This is a genomic window from Nonomuraea sp. C10, assembly GCF_008017515.1.
Taxonomy (GTDB): domain Bacteria; phylum Actinomycetota; class Actinomycetes; order Streptosporangiales; family Streptosporangiaceae; genus Nonomuraea; species Nonomuraea ferruginea.
Genome location: NZ_VPFF01000001.1, coordinates 1914181 through 1932497 on the forward strand (window position 1 = coordinate 1914181; position 18317 = coordinate 1932497).

An 18317-nucleotide genomic window follows, 5' to 3' on the forward strand; every position below is an offset into this window, starting at 1 on the left:
GGGCGGCAGTCGTAAGCGTACCCGTCTGCGTACCCAGTGTCACCTGAATGCGGTGGCTGCCATGATGGGCGCGTTTCGTGAAGTGCGACATCGGAGGACATCGTGCGCATCGCTCTCGCCGGGCTCGCCACCAGCCACCCGTACACCGACGCCAGGACCCTGGCCAGGCATGCCGAGCTCGTGGTGTGGGAGCCGGACGGGGAACGGCTGCGGAGGTTCACCGAGGAGCACCCGGAGGCACGGGTGGCCGGAAGCCTGGGGGAGGCGCTGGACGGCGGGCCGGACGGGGTGGTGCTGACCGTGCCGAACCCGCGGGTGCCGGAGGCGCTGGCGGCGGTGCTGGAGACGGGGGCGGCGTGTTTCGTGAACAAGCCGGCGGCGGCCACCAGGGAGCAGCTCGACCGGCTGGACCGGCTGCCGATCCACGACCGGGTGATGTCGGGGTCCGTGCTGCGCTTCGCGCCGGCCTTCGCCGGGTGGGCGGCGGATCCGGCCGGGGTGCTGTCGGTGCGCGCGACCGTACGGCATGACGTGGGGCTCTGGGCGACCGGCTACAACGCCTGGCAGGACAACCCGTCCGAGGGCGGCGGGACGCTGGTGACCATGGGGGTGCACGGGGTGGAGCTGCTGGTGGCGCTGCTCGGCCCGGACGTGCGGCTGGCGGGCGCCGCGGGCGCCGTCCGGCACTACGGGACGCTCCGGTCGGAGGACACCGGGGTCATGGCGCTGCGGTGGGGGAGCGGCGTGACGGGCGTGGTGGAGGTCGTCGGCGTGAGCGACGAGGAGTCGTACGCCGTCACCGTCCACCGGCGCGGCGGGGACGAGCACGTGGTGATCGAGGCCGGTGACGACCCGGTGCTGGGCCTCGGTTACGCGGGGACGATCGAGGCGTTCCTGGAGATGGCGGGCGGCGGGCCGAGCCCGGTGCCGTGGGCGGAGACCCGGGCCATCCTCGACGTCCTGGTCTCGGCCCGCGAGAGCGTGCCCGTCCGTTGACAGCGGCGGTCCCTCCCAGTTACGGTCTGGACCGTAAATAAGGACAAAGGGGGACCCCGCGTGCGGACCACAGCGGAACTCGAGGAGCGGCTGGCGCGGCCGAGCGCCGGGCTCGTGGCGGACCTCGCCGCGCTGGACGGCGACATCATGATCCTCGGCGCCGGGGGCAAGCTCGGCCCCAGCCTGGTGCGGCTGGCGCTGAACGCCACCGGGGGCGACCGGCGGATCATCGCCGTCTCCCGCTTCTCCGAGCCCGGACTCGCCGACGCGCTCGCCGGCGCGGGCGCCACCGTGGTGAGCGCCGACGTGGCCGACGACCGGGCGCTGCGCGAGCTGCCCGAAGCGCCCAACGTGGTGTTCCTGGTCGGCGCCAAGTTCGGCACCCAGGGGCGCGAGCACGCCACCTGGTTCACCAACACCTACCTGCCCGGCCGGGTCGCCGACCGGTTCCGCGGCAGCCGGATCGCCGCCCTGTCCACCGGGAACGTCTACCCGCTCGTCCCGGTCGCCGGCGGGGGCAGCGTCGAGGACGACCCCGCCGGGCCCGTCGGCGAGTACGCGATGAGCTGCCTCGGCCGGGAGCGCACGCTGGCGCACTTCGCCGAGGCGCACGGCACCCCGATGGCGCTGATCCGGCTCAACTACGCGGTCGAGCTCCGCTACGGGGTGCTGGTCGACCTGGCGCAGAAGGTCCTGGCCGGCGAGCCCGTCGACCTGACCACCGGTCAGGTCAACGTGGTGTGGCAGGGGTACGCGAACGAGGTGACGCTCCGCTCCCTGCGGCTCGCCGCGACCCCGCCGTACGTGCTCAACGTGACGGGCCCCGAGCGGATCTCGGTACGGTGGGCCGCGCTGGAGCTGGGCGCGCGGCTCGGGGTGGAGCCGGTGTTCACCGGCGAGGAGGCGCCGACGGCGCTGCTGTCGGACGCGTCGCGGTGCCACCGGCTGTTCGGGTATCCCGGGATCACGCCGCTGGAGCTGATCGACCACATCGCCGGCTGGGTGGCCGGCGGCGGGCCGCTGCTGGGCAAGCCCACCAAGTTCGAACGCCGTGACGGCCGTTTCTGAGACTGGCGACATCACATGACGAGGGGGACCCACGTGCTCAGCACGGCTCCAGAGGCCAAGACGTCCGCGCGCGACCTGTTCAGGCGCGGCCTGGTCATCCCGGCGCACCCGCTGGCGCTGACCGCGGACCGGACGTTCGACGAGCGCCGCCAGCGCGCCCTGACCCGCTACTACGTGGAGGCGGGCGCCGGCGGCCTCGCGGTGGGCGTGCACACCACGCAGTTCGCGATCCACGGCACGGACCTGCTGCCGCCGGTGCTGGAGCTGGCCGCGGACACCGCCCGCGAGTCGGAGCGCGAGGTGCTGCTGATAGCGGGCGCCACCGGGCCGACCGCCCAGGCCGTGGCCGAGGCCGAGCTGGCCCGGTCGCTCGGCTACCACATGGTGCTGCTGAGCCCGTACGCGGAGCTCGGCGAGGACGCGCTGGTGGAGCGGGCGCGGGCGGTCGGCGAGGTGCTGCCGGTGATCGGCTTCTACCTGCAGCCCGCGGTCGGCGGGCGGCCGCTGTCGCGGGACTTCTGGACCAGGCTGGCGGCGGTCGAGTCGGTGGCCGGCATCAAGGTCGCGCCGTTCGACCGCTACCGCACGCTCGACGTGCTGCACGGCGTCGTGCGCGCGGGGCGGGCCGAGGAGGTCGCGCTCTACACCGGCAACGACGACCACATCCTGGCCGACCTCATCACCCCGCACCGGGTGGTCGTGGACGGGCGGGAGGTGGAGGTCGAGTTCGTCGGCGGCCTGCTCGGCCAGTGGGCGGTCTGGGTGCGGCGGGCGGTCGAGCTGCTGGAGGAGGCCAAGAGGGCCAGGGCGGGCGACGACGCGGCCGTCCGGCGGCTGCTCACGCTCGACGGGCACCTCACCGACGCCAACGCGGCCATCTTCGACAGCGTCAACGGCTTCCACGGGTGCATCCCCGGGATCCACGAGGTGCTGCGCCGCCAGGGTCTGCTGGAGGGGCGCTGGTGCCTCGACCCGGCGGAGGAGCTGTCGCCGGGGCAGCTCGCGGAGATCGACCGGGTCTGGGCGGCCTACCCGTGGCTCAGGGACGACGACTTCGTGGCCGAGGGCCTGACCCGCTGGCTGTCCTGACGGCTTCCGTCCATGAGCGGGAGGAGGCCGCGGGGTGTCACAGTGTCAGCCGGTACAGCGTGAGCGGCCGCCCGCTGGACCCGCTGGTCAGATTCCCGGTGCGTTCGGCGAGCCCGGCGAGCTCCAGGCGGTGGAGCATGCGGCGGGCGGTGCGCTGCTGGACGGCGAGCCGGTCGGCGATCTCCCGGGTCGTCAGCGGCTCGTCGCCGGCGGCCCGGCGCGCCTCCAGGAGCTTCTCCAGCGTGGGCACCGACAGGCCGACGCGGCGGGCGATGACGGAGAGGTTCTGCTCGCCGGCCGGCCCGGTGGGAACCGACTCCAGCACGATGTCGGTGTCGGCGCGCAGCGACAGGACCGCCGCGACGTCGCCGATGCGGCGGGCGCGGGCGAGCGCGCGGCGGGCCAGGCTCTCCGCCTCGGCGGCGCTGCGTCCCAGGCCGAAGCCGACGCGCACCACGCTGTTCTGGACGGCCAGGCGGGCCAGCAGCGGCAGACCGGTGAAGCCGCCGGTGGCGTCGTGCAGCGGGCCCCGGGTGGTCACCAGCAGGTGGGTGCCGCCCCGGAAGGCGGCCACGGTGCCGCCCAGCGCGGTGGCCTCGCGCAGCAGGCCCTCGTCGTTCACCACCTCGACGAGGCCGAGCGCGATCTGCGCGTCCTCCTGGGCCTGGCCCTGCGCGGTCAGCAGGAGCTGGCGCAGCGCCACCCGCACCGAGTGCGTCGACGGGGCCAGCCGCAGCACGCGCATGTCGTCGCGGAGGGCCTCGTGGACGCTGCTCAGACAGGTGATCACCGGGTGGGCGGGGCCGCGCCGGTGGAAGGCGACGGCCTTCTCCGACGTCATCTCCGGCCGGTAGGGGAGCGTGCGCAGCTCGCCCGTGGGCAGCCCGGCCTCGGCGAACGTGGCGACGACGTCGGCGGCCGGCAGCGTGTCGATGGACAGCCGGGTCACGTCCACGCCCTGGTGCTGGAGTCGTACCAGGGCGCTGAGCAGCGTCGCGCCCGTGTAGTCGACGAACGCGGCGGGGCGGGTCAGCGCCTCGGCGTCGCGGGAGAGCATGTACGGCACGATGCCGGTGAACAGCCATCCCTCGACGGCCGCGGTGTGCGCCTCCACGATCGCGGGCGCCTGCGACTCGTGGTCGTAGTCCAGCCGCAGGGCGCTGACGCCCGGCTGCTCCTCGCAGGTGGCCGCGACCTGGTCTACCAGGTCATGCGGGCCGACGACGCCGATGACGATCGCCACCCATGCTCCCCTCTCGCTTATTACGGTCAAGGCCGCAATCTTATCCTGTGAGGTGCTCTGTGAAGTTCCCGTCCATGGCCGAGCCGGAAGGCCGCACGCTCGGCGACGAGGAGGTGGCCGCCCTGGAGCGGGTGATCCGCTCGGGCATGCTCAACTCCGTCTGGGGCACCGAGGCGCGGGCGCTCGAACGCGAGATCGCCGAGCTGCACGGCGTGCGCCACGCGATCGCGTGCAGCTCGGGCACCGCAGCCCTCCATCTCGCCGTCGTGGCCGCCGCGCCGGACCCCGGCGACGAGATCATCACGACACCGATCACGGACTTCGGCACTGTGGCCCCCATCTTGGCGCAGAACGCCGTCCCTGTCTTCGCCGACGTCGATCCGTCCGACGGCAATCTCGACCCGGCCGCCGTCGCGGCGCTCATCGGGCCGCGCACGCGGGCCATCATGGCGGTGCACCTGTTCGGCGCGCCGGCGCGGGTGGACGAGTTGCGCGCCCTGGCGGACGCGCACGGCCTGGCCCTGATCGAGGACTGCGCCCAGGCCTGGCTCACCGAACTGCCGGACCCGGCGGGCGGAGGCGGCAGGGACGTACGGCTCGCCGGGACGGTCGGCGACGTCGCCTGCCTGAGCCTGCAGCAGTGGAAGCACATCACCTGCGGCGACGGCGGCCTCACGCTGACCGGCGACGACGAGCTGGCCCGCCGGATGCGGCTGTTCTCCGACAAGGGCTGGGACCGCTCGGCGGGCCGTTCGCACGCCGCCTTCGGGCTGAACTACCGCATGACCGAGCTCCAGGCCGCCGTCGCGCGGGCCCAGCTCGCCAAGCTGCCCGGGGTGGTCGCCGCCCGCCGCCGTACGGCCGTACAGCTCCTGGAGGCCTTGCAGGGGCTTCCAGGCGTACGGTTGCCGCGCCCGGAGGGGCACGCCTGGTGGCTCTTCCCCGTCGTGCTCCCCGGCGGCGGCGCGGCGGAGCTGGCCGGGAAGCTGCGGGCGGCCGGGATACCGGCTCGGGCCGGATATCTGGACGAGCCGCTGAACCACGCCCCCGTATGGCAAGGGCCGATATACGGGGCCTCTCGCTACCCTTTGCAGGGGTACGCCCCCCGGCCCTGCCCGGAGGCCGAGCGGATGGTCGCGGAGACCTTGATGGTCATCGACTGGAACGAGAACTACACACCCGATCACGTCCACCTCATCGCGCGGGAGATGACCAGATTTCTGGCCCCGTCCTCGTCACGGTCGGATATCGGGGATTGACCCGAGGAGGATCGCGTTACTAGGTTTCGGTCAGGACCGGTATTAAGGAAAGGTTGCCGCCGATGAGAAAGACAGCGACCCTGGGCGTCGCGATCGCGCTGAGCATCGCCGCCGCCGGGTGCGGATCGTCCAGCGGTTCGGACAAGAGCACGGTGACCCTGTGGATGTATCCGGTCATCGGCGACCAGGCCAAGAGCCAGGCGTTCTGGCAGAAGGTCGAGAAGGACTTCGAAGCGAAGAACCCGGACGTCGACGTCACCGTCGACCAGCAGCCGTGGGAGGGCCGTCAGGAGAAGGTCACCACCGCCCTGGTCTCGAAGAAGGGCTTCGACCTGGTCGTCCTCGGCCCCGACCAGATCCCGCAGTACGCCCAGCAGGGCACGATCGAGCCGGTCGACGACGTGGTGGCCGAGGCGAAGGACGCCTACCTGCCCAGCTCGCTCACCGCGCTGACCGTCGACGGCAAGCTCTACGGCGTGCCGATCTACCAGACGATCACCGCGCCCATCTACAACAAGAAGCTGTTCGCCGAGGCGGGCGTCGAGAAGGTCCCCGAGACGCTGGACGAGCTCAAGGCGGCCGCCCCCAAGCTCGCCGCGAACAAGGTCGCCGTGCTGGACTACCCGGGCAAGCCCGAGGTCAGCCTGAACCAGAGCTTCTACCCCTTCCTGTGGGCCAACGGCGGCACCGTGTTCGCCCCCGACGGCAAGAGCGTGGCGTTCAACGGCCCGGAGGGCGTGGCGAGCCTGCAGCTCCTGCTCGACCTCAAGGCCGCGGGCGGGCTCCCGGAGAACACCGCCAGCAAGGGCAACGACATCGAGGGCGGCGCGCTTGCGGCGGGCAAGACCGCCATGTACCACGCGGCCACCGCCGGGCAGGCCGTCCAGCTCGGCGCCGTCATCGGCGAGGAGAACGTCGGCATCGGCCTGCCTCTCGAAGGTGCCAAGCGGGTCGCGTTCGGCATCCCCGGCGGGGTCGTGCTGGCCAAGCACTCCGAGCACAAGGACGCCGCCAGGAAGCTGGCCGGCTACCTGGCCTCGCCCGAGGTCACGGGCGAGCTGGCCAAGGAGTCCGGCTTCTTCCCGGCCCGCACCGACGTCACCGTGCCGGACCAGTCGGAGTCGGCCAAGGAGTTCGCCAAGTCCCTGGAGTACGCCTTCCCCGGCGACACCCACCCCCAGGCCCGCCAGGTCATGGGCCTCATCGCGCCGCACATCCAGGCGGCCCTGCTCGGCCAGGAGGACGCCAAGCAGGCCCTCGACGCGGCGGCCGAGGAGGCCAACGCGCTGCTGGCCAACGGCGGCTGAACGAGAAAGGAACGCCGTGCGTCATCGCTTGCGTGACCCGGTCACCGGGCTGCTGTTCGTGCTGCCCGTGTTCGTGCTCTTCCTGATCTTCCGGATCTTCCCCTCACTGGGGGCGGCGGGCATGAGCCTGACGAACTGGAACATCGGCGGCGAGTGGAGCTTCGTCGGCGCGGACAACTACGCCAGGCTGCTCGGCGACGTCAACTTCTGGCTCAGCCTGCGGGTCTCGCTGGTGTACGCGGCGATCTACGTGCCGCTCACCGTCCTGGTGGCGCTCGGCACCGCGCTGCTGCTCAACCAGGTGGTGTTCATGCGCGGCCTGTTCCGCGGCATGCTCTTCCTGCCGTACGTGACCAGCTTCGTGCTGGCGGGCATCGTCTGGCGCTGGATCTACGAGTTCGACGGGCTGATCAACGGCCTGATCGGCAAGCTGGGGCTCGGCCCGGTGGCGTTCCTGGAGCAGGCGTCGCTGGTGCTGCCCGCGCTGGCAGTGGTGTCGGTGTGGAAGGGGTTCGGCTACTCGATGCTCATCCTGCTGGCCGGTCTCAAGTCGATCCCGGCCAGCTACCTGGAGGCCGCCACGGTCGACGGGGCCGGCGCCTGGCAGAAGTTCCGCCGGATCACGCTGCCGCTGCTCAAACCGACGCTCTTCTTCGTCCTGGTGATCGAGACGATCAGCGCCTTCCAGGTGTTCGACACCATCTACGTGATGACCGGCGGCGGCCCGGCGCGGGCCACGTACACGCTCATCTACGGCATCTACGACCACGGCTTCCGCTCCTTCGACTTCGGCTACGCCGCGACCTGGGGAGTGGTGCTGTTCGCGATCGTCCTGGCCGTGTCGCTGATCCAGCGCCGCTTCCTGGACCGGGGGAACACGTGACGCTCACCGCATCCAGGCCGCTCGCCCGCGACCGCGCCGCCGGACGGGCGCCGCGCCGACGGGCCAGGTGGCCGCTCGCCGTCCTGCTGGCCGTGCTGTCGGTGCTGACCGTCGCGCCGTTCCTGGCCATGCTGATCGTGGCGCTGTCGCCGGCGGGTCAGCCGACGCTGCCCGCGCGGTGGCCCGAGACGCTCACGCTGGACAACCTGACCAGGGTGCTGTCGGCGTCGGGGTTCGTGGAGTGGACGGTCAACTCGCTCGTCTACTCCGTCGTGTCCGTGGTGGTCATCCTGCTCACCGCGTCGATGGCCGGCTACGCGTTCGCCAAGAAGCGCTTCCCCGGCCGCGACACGATGTTCTGGACGTTCCTGGCGACCATGATGGTGCCGTTCCAGGCCACGCTCATCCCCACGTTCGTGCTGGTCAACAGCTTGGACGGGGTGGACACGTTCTGGGGCCTGATCGTGCCGACGCTGGCCAACTCGCAGGCGGTCTTCCTGATGCGGCAGTTCATCATGGGGCTGCCGGACGAGCTGTTCGACGCGGCCAAGGTGGACGGGGCGTCGGAGCTGCGGGTCTATCTGACGATCGTGGTGCCGCTGACCCGGCCGATCATGGCCACGCTGGGGGTGTTCGTGTTCCTGTGGCACTGGAACGACTTCCTCTGGCCGCTGGTCGTCGGCCAGAGCGACGCCACCAGGACGCTGACCGTGGGACTGACCACGCTGCGCACCGAGGAGATGCAGCTGTCGATGCTCATGGCGTCGGCGACGATCTCGGTGATCCCGTGCCTGCTGGTGTTCTTCCTGCTGCAGCGGTATCTGGTGAACAGCATCGCGATGACCGGGTTCAAATAAGCTCATTTATGTGGATATTGCTGCACGTGAGCTCCGGGATCGCCTCCGCGGCGCGCTGATCGCCGCCGCGGCCACGCCCATGACCGCCGCGGGCGAGGTGGACCCGGACGTCGTGACCCGCTACCTGGCCTCCCTCGTCACGGACGGCGCCGGCGCCCTGGCGGTCCTCGCCCACACGGGCCGCGGCCCCTTCCTGACGCCGGACACGCGCGCCGCCGTGATCGGGCGCGCGGTCGCCCTCGGCGTCCCGGTCCTGGTCGGCGTGGGCGGCACGCCCGAACAGGGCACCATCCGGAGGGACGGCGGCGGGCCTGCCGGCGTCGCAGAGCAGGCGAGGCTCGCAGCGGAGCTGGGGGCCACCGGGGTGCTGGTGTTCCCGTCGCCCGGTGACCGGCTCGCGCACCATGACGCCGTCTGGCGGGCGGCCCGGCTCCCCATGATCGCCTTCGACCTCTACACCCGGCCCTGCCCGCCCGAGGTGATGCGCGGCCTTCTCGCCCATCCCGGTGTGGCGGGCCTCAAGACGGCCCTGCTCTCGGACGCGATGGGCTGCCAGCGCGCCATCGCCCTCACCAGGGACGCGGGCCGGCTCGCGATCACCGGCGAGGACCGCATGTTCGCCCCGTCCCTGCTGTGGGGTGCCGAAGCGGCCCTGGTCGGTATCGCCGCCGCGCAGGTCGGGCTGACCGCCGCCGTGATGCGCGCCTTCCGGGGTCCGGACCTGCCCGCCTTCCACGAGGCGTCGTCCCGCCTGGACCGCCTGGCGGCGGCCACGTTCACCGACCCCATGGAGGGCTACGTCCAGCGCATGCTCTGGCTCGCCGCCGCCGAAGGCCGCATCCCGCCCGATCACGCCCATGACCCGTACGGCCCCGCCCTGCCGGTCGGCGAGCGCGAGACCGTACTCCGATCCGTCACACCACCAGCGGACAAACCAGACAGCTAGCATCGGATCATGCGCGATGCGGAAGCCGGAACGATCAGGCAGCTCTCGACCAAGGTGGTCTACGCCAACGCGTGGATGAAGGTCCGGGAGGACGAGATCGAACGTCCCGACGGATCACGCGGCACCTACGGCTACGTCGACAAGCCCGACTTCGCCCTGGTCATCCCGATGGAGCGGGACGGCTTCCACCTGGTGGAGGAGTACCGCTACCCGGTGCGCCGCCGGTCGTGGAGCTTCCCGCAGGGCTCGGCCGCCGAGCCCACCCCCGAGGACGTCGCCCGGACGGAGCTGGCGGAGGAGACCGGCCTGCGCGCGCGGACCTGGACCCCGCTGGGCGCGCTCGACAACGCCCACGGCCTGGCCACCCAGCGGCTGCACGTCTACCTCGCCACCGGCCTGGAGGCGGGGGCCGCCGAGCGCGAGCACACCGAGCAGGACATGCGCCGGCGGTGGGTGAGCCGGGCCGAGTTCGAGGACATGCTCCGCGCCGGCGAGGTGGGCGACTCGGGGTCGGTCGCGGCCTACACCCTGCTGACCCTGCACGAGCGCGTCACGCCAGCGTCTGGGTGATCTCGCCCCGGCCTCCGGCGTACGAGACGCGCGCGCGGGCGCCGTTGACCAGCGGCAGGTACGGCGGGACGTGCCCGCACTCGACGTCGGCGATGATCGGCACGCCGAGCCCGCCGAGGGCGTCGAGCACCGCCTCGTGCTGGGTCAGCGTGAGCAGACCGGGGGCGCGGGTGCGCCCGGCGAGGATCGCGGTGGCGCCGTCGAAGAACCCGGCCAGGCGCATCCCGTGCAGGTGGCGGCAGATGGTGCCGGCGTCGTGCTGGTCCGCCTCGACGTACACGATGAGCCCGTCGGCGGACAAGAAAGAGGTGTCGGTGTACCGCGTCCCGGCGACGTTGCACAGCGTCTCGACACAGCCGCCGATCAGCCGGCCCTCGGCCGTCACCGGGCCGTCGCCGTCCAGCCGGGTCCAGCCGCCGGGCGTGTCGAGGGTGAACTCGTCCGCCTCGGGAGAGATCTGCCACTCGTCGAAGCCCTGCGCGCGGTAGCGGCCCGGCGGCGTCTGGGTGAACGTGGCGCCGGGCGGCAGCGCCACGATGTCGAGCCAGCCGAGCAGCCCGTCCGGCACCCGGTACGGCGTGTCCATGAGGTTGTTGCCGTGGATCGTCGCCACGCCGGTCAGCAGGGTCAGCGGGGTGATGATCGTCGACAGGTCGGAGTAGCCCACCACCCAGGTCGGCTCCGCCGCGCGCAGCGCCTCCCAGTCGAGCAGGGGGAGCAGGTCGATCGCGGTCTCCCCGCCCCACGGCGGCACCACGGCCTTGATCGCGGGGTCGGTGAGCATGTCCGTCAGCTCGCGCGCCCGCTCGGCCGCGGGCGCGCTGACGTGGCCGGCGCCGTCCATGCACGACCCGGTCACGACCTCGTAGCCGCGCGCCTCGACGGTACGGATCGCGACCCGGAGCCGGTCGTGCAGGGTCTTGTCCACGCCGCTGGACGGGGAGGTGACGCCGATCCGGTCACCGGGGCGTAGAGGGGATGGATATCGCATCCCCTCGTCCTATCACCCGTGGATCATCCGAAACCACAGGATTCACGCCGCCTCATCGGCGGCCGGTGATGGCGATGCGGACCAGGTCGCGGCCCTTCACGCCGTACAACGCCTTACGCGAGGGATCCAGCGCCAGCTTCGGCTCACCGCCGAACCACTGCCCGGCCAGGCCCTCGGCGATCGGCTTGACGGTGAACGTGACCAGGTCGATCTTGTACACCTTGTCGCCGTCCGTGCAGTAGGCCACCCGGCCGACGACGTGCAGGTCGCTGCCGCGGTTGCCGACCTTGAGCGTCCTGGTGACCTTCTTGCGCAGCAGGTCGAACTCGAACACCTCGCCCGTGCTGGAGATGCCGTACAGATTCACGACGCCGAGCGAGAGCGAGATGATCGAGCGGGCGCCGGGCAGGGGTTCGAGCTCCCACAGCAGCTTGCGCCGGACGAGGTCGTAGGCGGCCAGACGGGCGGTGGTGGTGACCGGAGGCAGCCCGAGGCCCTCCTGGATCAGGGTGCCGAGGTAGGCGGTGCCGTGCCTGGTGGCGACCGAGTAGACGGTCTGGCGTTCGACGACGGGCCGCTGGACGGTGTACTCGCCGGTGCGGCGGGAGTAGAGGGTCAGCGCGCCGTTCATGTGGCCGGGCTCCGGCTGGGAGGGCATCACGATCAGGCCCGTCCTGGCGTCGTAGGCCAGGTCGCGCGGGCGGTCCTGCTGGTTGCCGGCCCGGGCGAGCAACTCCGCCTCGGCCTGGCCCGAGCGGTGCGCGTAGAGCGCGGCCTGGGTGTAGACGCCGAGGTAGGTGGTGTGGCCGAGCGTGAGCATGGTCTTCGGCTCGCCGGGGATGGCGAGCCTGGTGACCTCGCCCGTCGCCAGGTCGTGGATGTCGGCACCGCTCTTGCCGCCCACGTAGACGCGCCGGCCGTCGCTGTGCACGGACATCGGCTCCTCGGGCGCGGCCCTGAACCCGCGCTGCACCAGGTTGCGGTAGTCGATGGCGCCGGTCTCGGGGTCGTAGACGAACACCGCGTTGTCCTGCACACCGTAGATCCGGCCCTCGTGGGCGAGGATGCGGTGGGTGGCGGCCTCGAAGTACGGCACGCCGAGCACTTCCAGTTCGCCGGAGTCCAGGCGGCAGCGGTAGAAGGTGCCGGAGGGGCGGCCCGCGAAGTACACGTAGCCGTCGTGGATGAGCACCGAGACGATGTACTTCTCGCCCGGGGCCGTGGCCTTGACGACCTTGTGGTCGGAAGGGTCGGATTTGCTGAGGATCAGCAGCTCGGCCAGGGAGTTCATGCCGCCGGCGATGTGCGTGCCGGAGACGCTCATGCTCGACACCCAGTCGCGGTCGGCCAGCTCGGGCGGCAGCAGGTCGCGCCGCTCGCCGGTGGCCCGGTCGATGGCGACGAGGTGGGCGTTGGCGCCGACGCCGGCGTAGACGTAGCGGTCGTCGGCCTGGACGGCGCGCACGTACGCCTCGCCGGGCGCGGCCTCACCCAGGTCGCGCACGACGCCCGTGGCCGGGTCGTACTCCTTGACCCTGCCCGGTTCGGAGGTGCCCAGGTAGACCTTGCCGTCGGGGGAGGCGGCCAGGCTCCAGATGAAGTGGTCGGGCACCGAGGCGACCTTGGTCAGCGTGCCCGCCACCGTGTCGAGCTTGTAGAGGTCGGACTTGGAGTGGGTGCCGACGTAGACGTCGGTGCCCGACTTGCACATCGCCCACACGCCGATGCCCGTCGGGATGTCGAAATGGGCGGTGACCGAATCCTCGGCGAGATCGTATGCGCCGACCACGTTGGGCGACAGCCCGCGCGAGCCCGCGTAGAGCACGCCGCCGACGAACTCGGCGTTGCCGAGCGGGCTGGCGACGCTGGCGGGACCCAGGTCGGTGAGGGTCCCCTCGGGGACCGGCGCGGCGTGCGCGGATGCGGCGGGCAGCGCGGCGGGCAGGGCGGCGGGCAGGGCGGCGGCCACCGTGGACGCGGCGGCCGCCTGCAGGAATCGACGGCGGGGGATCATGTGCGGCTCCCAGGTGAAGTTTCGCCGCACGCTATAACGGACTGGGCCGTAATGTCTATATCTTGAACAGCTCCGCGGCGTTGTGCCAGGCGACCCGCTCCGCCGTCACGCCGGTCAGCCCGGCCGCGGCGACCGCGCCGAACGCCGACGACGGGTCGATCAGCGTCGAGTCGGTGCCGAACAGCACCTGCCGGTCGGGCACGGCCGCCACCACCTCGGCGATCCGGCCCGCCGGCGCGTGCGACCAGCAGGGCTCCAGGTAGAGGCGGTCGCAGGCGTTGGCGGCCTCGATCGCGTGGCGGTGACCGTCGGCGCCCATGTGACCCGCGATCACCCGCAGCTCCGGGATGTCCAGGCACACCTGGGCCAGGTCCAGCACCGAGGCGCCCCAGGTGTGCACGAGCGCCGGAAGGCCCGCCTCTGCGGCCAGCTCCAGGGCGGCCCGCATCCGCGGCGAGGTCACCGGGGAGCCCGTGTAGTCCGTGTGGATCTTGACCCCGACCCAGGGGCCGGTCAGCTCCCGCAGGTCCCTGGCCGCCTCGCCGAGCCGCCGCGGGTTGACCGTGACGTACCCGTACAGCCGATCCTGCCCGTCGAGCACCCTGGCCAGCGCCCGGTTGCCCGCCGGGGCGTCGTAGATCACCGCCTCGGTGGCCGACACGATCGCCTTGCCGATGCCGTAGCGGTCCATGGTGGCCAGGCTCGCCCCGGCCACGTCCATGGTGAAGAACCACGGCCCCCAGTGCGCGTGCACGTCGATGATCATGAAAGCAGCCTCCTCGCGTTGCCCCCGGCCACGGCGGCCACCTCGTCAGGACCCAGCCCGCTCGTCGCCAGCCGGAGCAGCGGCACGATCGGCTCGTAGTGCGGCGCGCGGGTGCCGTGCAGCAGCCGCTCCGCGCCGACCTCGGCGGCCACCGTCTCCAGCGCGTCGGGGGAGTTGAGCAGCCGGGTCGAGGTGTGGAACCCCGGCTCGTCCAGCGTGGCCACCAGGAAGTCGCCCAGATGGTAGAAGTGCGTGTCGAGGAAGACGACCCGGGCGCCGAGACCCGCGAACGGCTGCCAGAAGCGGCGCACGTCCCCGCCGGTCAGCACCACCAGCCCGAGTTCCGAGGCCCGCCGGGCGACATGCCGGACCGACGGGAACGACGCCTCCACGCCCTGCTCGTCAGGGAACAACCGCACCGCCCGCACCCCCGCGCCCGCCAGCCGGTCGAGCTCGCGGCCCGCGCCGATCGGGTCGCGCAGGTCCACCGTGCCGACGGGCAGCCAGCGCGGGTCGCCGCCCAGGGCCAGCACCTCGTCGTTGCCGGACCGCGTGTCGAACAGGGCCGCCCGCAGGCTCGCCACCGCCCCGGCCGCGGTGCGGTGCTCCGCCAGCAGGCCGCCCACCGACTCCGCGGCGCCGGGCGGCCCGTCGCGGTCGGGATAGGCCCCGACCAGCACGTCCACGTCCAGCGCCACCTCCAGATCGCCTATCAGACTCCACGCGTCGAAAGCCATGGCGGCCCCCTCCTCCATCGACATGCGGGCCATCATGCCATTGACGTATCCCGTTCATAAAGTTACGGTCTGGCCCAAAATCAAGCACGAATGAACGAGGTATGGGCATGATCCGATCCCTGCTCGCCGTGGCGGCGGTCCTGTTACCCGCGCTCGTCTTCCCGGCGCCCGCCTCCGCCGCGCCGTCGCGCTGCGGCGACCCGGCGGTGACCACGTACGGGCCCGCCTCGGTGACGGCCGCCGTCGTCGGCGCCGCCGTCCACGAGGGCCGCGCCTACCTCGTCAGCCGCGGCCCCAAGCCGCCGGTGCTGGCCGAGCTCGACCTGGCCACGCGCAAGGTGATCAGAAGCGTCACGCTGCCCGACGGACCGGCCACGGGCGAGCCCGAGGGCGGCTGGGCGGTCGCCGTGTCCGGCGGCAAGGTCTACGTCGGCACGTATCCGGTGCCCGACCTCTACAGCTTCGACATCGCCACCGGCGAGGTGGCGCACCTGCACTCCTTCGGCGCCGTCGGCGGCTTCGTGTGGAGCCTGGCCGCGGCCCCCGACGGCACGCTCTACGCCGGCACCTCCTCCGACGGCCGTGTCTGGGAGTACGTCCCGGGCAGCGGCGCGGTCCGCAGGTTCGGCGTGCTGGCCCCGGGCGAGCACTACGTCCGCGCGGTGGCGGCCGACGACACCCACGTGTACGCCGGTCTGCTGGAGAAGCGGCTCCTCATGCGGATCGACCGCGCGAGCGGCGAGATCCGGCAGCTCGCCGACGCGGGCGCGGCGTTCGGGGTGGTCACGCTCAACGGCGACCGGGTGCTCGCGGCCGCCGGCGGCGAGCTCATCGACGTCCGCAAGGACGGCACGGACCTGCGGCGCGTCACCGTCGAGTCGGGTTTGCTCGACGCCCTGACCGTGACCGCCGACGGCACCGTCTACGCCGCCTCGCGCCCCGACGGGACCGTCTACCGCTACCGGACCGGCGACACCGCGCTGACCCGCGTGGTGGACCCGCCGTCCTACGGGGACGAGACCCGCCTGCTCCACGTGACCGGCGAGGACACCCTGCTGTCGTTCGCGGGCAGCGGCGGACTGTGGTCGCTGGACGCCCGCACCGGCGCCGCCGAGTTCACCGACCTGATCGACGCGGGGATGCCGGCCGGCGCCGAACGGCCGCAGAGCATGGTGCTCGTCCCCAACCGGGCCCTGTACGTCGGCGGCCACTTCGCCATGGACGTCCGCGCGCTCCGCACCGGCGAGCAGCGCAGGATCCGCGTCCCCGGCGAGCCCAAGGCCATGGTCAGGCACGGGAACAAGATCTACGCCGCCATGTACCCCACCGGCGAGATCGTCTCCGTCGACATCCGCACCGACGAGGTGCGCAGCCTCGGCTACCTGGGCCACGAGCAGAAGCGGCCCTGGGACATCGAGTACGACCCGCGCACCGGCAAGCTCCTGGTCGCCACCTCGTCGCTGTCGGCGTCCATCCCCGGCGCGCTGTCCGTCGTGGACCCCCGCACCGGCGAGGCGGACGTCTACCAGGACGTCATCCCCGGCCAGAACCTCATGAGCCTGTCACTAGACGCGGACGAGGGCGTGGTCTACCTGGCCGGCGACGTGTTCGGCACGAGCACGCCGACCGCGTCCATCGCCGCCTTCGACCTGCGCACCCGCACCGTCCAGTGGCAGGCCGACCCGGTGCCGGGCCACCGCACCTTCCAGGACGTCCTGGTGCACGACGGGCTCCTGTACGCGTCGTACAAGCGGGACTCGGGCGCCTGGATCGCCCTGGACCCGGCCACCCGGCAGATCGTCCAGCAGGGCAAACTGTCCGGGTACGGCGAGCTGACCGTGCACCGCGGGCGGGTCTTCGCCTCGGTGTTCCGGGAGGGAGGCAACGCCTACGAGCTCGACGCGGAGCGCGGCGCCACGCTGCTCGCCACCGGTCTCGGCGACGAGTGGCACACCAACCCGCAGCTCCACTTCGAGCCCGGCTCCTGGCACGCCTGGGCGATAGCGGGCCGCGACCTGGCGCGGATCCGGCTGGACCCGCGCTGCCCCGCCTTGACGGTTCCCACTCCCGGGTCTTAGATTTCGGTCTGTGCCGAAATTGATCGTGGACGCCCACCGGCTGGCCGGCCCCGTGCCGTTCGACGACCTGCCGGTGGACCCGCGGCCCGACCTGGACCGTCTGGGCATCGCCAGGGCGCTGGTGACGCACACCCTCAGCCTCTACTCCGACGCGGAGGCGGGCAACGACGCCCTCTTCGCGCTCGGCGACCCCCGGCTCGTCCCGGTGCCCGTCGTGGTGCCCGGCGTGCCGGGGGCGTGCGCGCCCGCCACGCCGGACGCCGTGCGGGCGTGGGGGGTGGGCATGGTGCGGCTCTGCCCGGAGCGCCACCGGTTCGACCTGACCGGCCCGGTCGCGCTCCGCTGGCTCGCCGCCCTGGGCGCGGGGGCGGCGCCCGGCCCGGCCGTCGCCGTCGACCTCGACGAGACCTCGACGGCGCAGCTCCGCACCCTCGCCGAGCGGCTGCCCGGCCTGCGGATCCTCGTGCTCAACCCCGGCTACCGCCGCCTGCGCGCGCTGGCCGAGCTGATGGCCGAGGCGCCGGGCGTCCGGGTGGAGACCGGCACGGTGAACACCCAGGGCGGCGTGGAGTGGCTGGCCGAGCGGTTCGGCGCGGAGCGGCTGGTGTTCGGCACCGGCGCCCCCGTGGCCGACGACTGCGGCCCGCGCTTCCTCCTCGACCACCTCGGCCTGACCCCGCGCGAGACCGACCTGATCGCGGCGGGCTCCCTGGAAAGGCTGCTCGGAGGCCGCCCATGATCCTCGACGCGCACGGCCACGTCGGCACCTGGCCCGACTTCCTCATCCCCGACCCCACCGCCGGCGGCCTGGTCGCCGCCATGGACCGGATCGGCGTGACCGCCATGGGCATCAGCCACCTGCTCGCCGTCGGCCCCGACGCCGGGCGCGGCAACCGGCTGGCCCGCGAGATCGCCGAACGCCACCCCGGCCGGTTCGGCGTCTGGCAGGTCTACAACCCGCACCACCGCACCCCGCTGTCGCTCGACGGCGTGTGGGGCGTCAAGCTGCACCCGGACGTCCACCAGTGCCGCCTCGACGACCCTCGGTACGACCCGGTCTGGGAGCTCGGCCTGCCGGTGCTCTCCCACGGGCAGACGGACTCTGCGTGGAGCGACCCTGAACAGTTCGCCACTGTCGCCGCCCGGCATCCGGACGTGCCGATCCTCATGGGCCACACCGGCCTGTGGCCGTCCGGGTTCACCCGCGCCGCCCGCCTCGTGGCCGGGCATCCGAACGTGTTCCTGGAGGTGTGCGGCTCCAAGTCGACCGGCCGCTGGATCGCCCGCCTGGCCTCGCTGGCGGGGGCGGAGCGGGTGGTCTTCGGCTCGGACGCCTGCTTCCTCGACCTCAGGATCGGCTACGGCCGCGTCGCCCTGGCTCCCCTCGCCCCCGCCGACCGCGCCCTCATCCAGGGCGGCAACCTGGCCCGCATCCTGGGCCCGCGCCTCCCCTGACCTCCACGCCGCACCCGCCCGCCCATGCCGGAACCTCACGCCGAACCCGTTCGCCCAC

18 protein-coding genes are annotated in these 18317 nt (G+C 72.5%); 12 read left to right on the top strand and 6 right to left on the bottom strand.

From position 1 onward, the window contains the following. Positions 1–102: 102 nt before the first annotated feature. Genes FR742_RS08565 through FR742_RS08575 form a run of 3 tightly spaced genes read left to right on the top strand, consistent with a single transcriptional unit; the run spans position 103 to position 3153 of the window. Positions 103–996 carry a Gfo/Idh/MocA family protein gene (locus FR742_RS08565; RefSeq protein ID WP_148030453.1) on the top strand — a complete coding sequence of 298 codons (894 nt, stop codon included), beginning with the start codon at positions 103–105 and terminating at the stop codon, positions 994–996. A gap of 60 nt (positions 997–1056) precedes the next feature. Further along, on the top strand, positions 1057–2064 hold the full coding sequence (locus tag FR742_RS08570) for an NAD(P)-dependent oxidoreductase (protein ID WP_148030454.1): 1008 nt from the start codon (positions 1057–1059) through the stop codon (positions 2062–2064). Between the two features lie 15 nt (positions 2065–2079). Beyond that, on the top strand, positions 2080–3153 hold the full coding sequence (locus FR742_RS08575) for a dihydrodipicolinate synthase family protein (RefSeq protein ID WP_148030455.1): 1074 nt from the start codon (positions 2080–2082) through the stop codon (positions 3151–3153). 37 nt (positions 3154–3190) lie between these two features. Here the strand turns inward: FR742_RS08575 and FR742_RS08580 are convergent, their stop codons facing one another. Then, positions 3191–4396 carry a hypothetical protein gene (locus tag FR742_RS08580; protein WP_261808416.1) on the bottom strand — a complete coding sequence of 402 codons (1206 nt, stop codon included), beginning with the start codon at positions 4394–4396 and terminating at the stop codon, positions 3191–3193. Positions 4397–4455: 59 nt separating this feature from the next. Between FR742_RS08580 and FR742_RS08585 the strand changes: the two genes are divergently transcribed. From FR742_RS08585 to FR742_RS08600, 4 genes are all read left to right on the top strand, one after another. Next, complete coding sequence (locus tag FR742_RS08585) at positions 4456–5655, top strand: DegT/DnrJ/EryC1/StrS aminotransferase family protein (RefSeq protein WP_148030456.1); 1200 nt, start codon at positions 4456–4458, stop codon at positions 5653–5655. 62 nt (positions 5656–5717) lie between these two features. Next, the gene (locus tag FR742_RS08590; RefSeq protein ID WP_148030457.1) at positions 5718–6962 is read left to right on the top strand and encodes a sugar ABC transporter substrate-binding protein; all 1245 of its coding nucleotides are present in this window, start codon (positions 5718–5720) and stop codon (positions 6960–6962) included. Positions 6963–6978: 16 nt separating this feature from the next. After that, positions 6979–7845 carry a carbohydrate ABC transporter permease gene (locus FR742_RS08595; RefSeq protein ID WP_148030458.1) on the top strand — a complete coding sequence of 289 codons (867 nt, stop codon included), beginning with the start codon at positions 6979–6981 and terminating at the stop codon, positions 7843–7845. Beyond that, entirely contained in the window at positions 7842–8702 is an 861-nt protein-coding gene (locus FR742_RS08600; RefSeq protein WP_261808417.1) for a carbohydrate ABC transporter permease, read from the top strand. Before FR742_RS08595 ends, FR742_RS08600 begins: the two co-directional genes overlap by 4 nt. A 6-nt stretch (positions 8703–8708) precedes the next feature. Here the strand turns inward: FR742_RS08600 and FR742_RS46500 are convergent, their stop codons facing one another. Further along, the gene (locus FR742_RS46500; protein ID WP_396990161.1) at positions 8709–8783 is read right to left on the bottom strand and encodes a hypothetical protein; all 75 of its coding nucleotides are present in this window, start codon (positions 8781–8783) and stop codon (positions 8709–8711) included. Here FR742_RS46500 and FR742_RS08605 point away from each other — a divergent pair. Next, positions 8761–9648, top strand: coding sequence for a dihydrodipicolinate synthase family protein (locus tag FR742_RS08605; RefSeq protein ID WP_396990163.1), 888 nt, complete (start codon positions 8761–8763; stop codon positions 9646–9648). The two genes, FR742_RS46500 and FR742_RS08605, sit on opposite strands and share 23 nt — an antisense overlap. Positions 9649–9657: 9 nt before the next feature. Further along, the gene (locus FR742_RS08610) at positions 9658–10218 is read left to right on the top strand and encodes an NUDIX hydrolase (RefSeq protein ID WP_148030460.1); all 561 of its coding nucleotides are present in this window, start codon (positions 9658–9660) and stop codon (positions 10216–10218) included. On the opposite strand, the gene FR742_RS08615 is transcribed toward FR742_RS08610, so the two are convergent. From FR742_RS08615 to FR742_RS08630, 4 genes are read right to left on the bottom strand one after another with little or no spacing between them, the layout of a single operon-like run. Next, complete coding sequence (locus tag FR742_RS08615; protein WP_148030461.1) at positions 10199–11209, bottom strand: S66 peptidase family protein; 1011 nt, start codon at positions 11207–11209, stop codon at positions 10199–10201. The genes FR742_RS08610 and FR742_RS08615 overlap by 20 nt on opposite strands. Before the next feature lie 52 nt (positions 11210–11261). Further along, on the bottom strand, positions 11262–13223 hold the full coding sequence (locus tag FR742_RS08620) for a hypothetical protein (RefSeq protein ID WP_148030462.1): 1962 nt from the start codon (positions 13221–13223) through the stop codon (positions 11262–11264). Between the two features lie 55 nt (positions 13224–13278). Next, the gene (locus tag FR742_RS08625) at positions 13279–13989 is read right to left on the bottom strand and encodes an amidohydrolase family protein (RefSeq protein WP_148030463.1); all 711 of its coding nucleotides are present in this window, start codon (positions 13987–13989) and stop codon (positions 13279–13281) included. Continuing rightward, positions 13986–14750, bottom strand: a complete 765-nt coding sequence (locus tag FR742_RS08630) for an amidohydrolase family protein (RefSeq protein WP_261808418.1) — start codon at positions 14748–14750, stop codon at positions 13986–13988. The genes FR742_RS08625 and FR742_RS08630 overlap by 4 nt, the downstream gene beginning before the upstream one ends. 83 nt (positions 14751–14833) lie before the next feature. Between FR742_RS08630 and FR742_RS08635 the strand changes: the two genes are divergently transcribed. The 3 genes from FR742_RS08635 to FR742_RS08645 are packed head-to-tail and all read left to right on the top strand — an operon-like array spanning position 14834 to position 18259. Then, positions 14834–16804 carry a PQQ-binding-like beta-propeller repeat protein gene (locus FR742_RS08635; RefSeq protein WP_261808419.1) on the top strand — a complete coding sequence of 657 codons (1971 nt, stop codon included), beginning with the start codon at positions 14834–14836 and terminating at the stop codon, positions 16802–16804. Between the two features lie 10 nt (positions 16805–16814). After that, complete coding sequence (locus FR742_RS08640; protein WP_148030466.1) at positions 16815–17543, top strand: amidohydrolase family protein; 729 nt, start codon at positions 16815–16817, stop codon at positions 17541–17543. Beyond that, a complete protein-coding gene (locus tag FR742_RS08645) occupies positions 17540–18259 on the top strand; it encodes an amidohydrolase family protein (protein ID WP_148030467.1) in 720 nt (239 codons plus the stop codon). The genes FR742_RS08640 and FR742_RS08645 overlap by 4 nt, the downstream gene beginning before the upstream one ends. Positions 18260–18317: the final 58 nt, after the last annotated feature.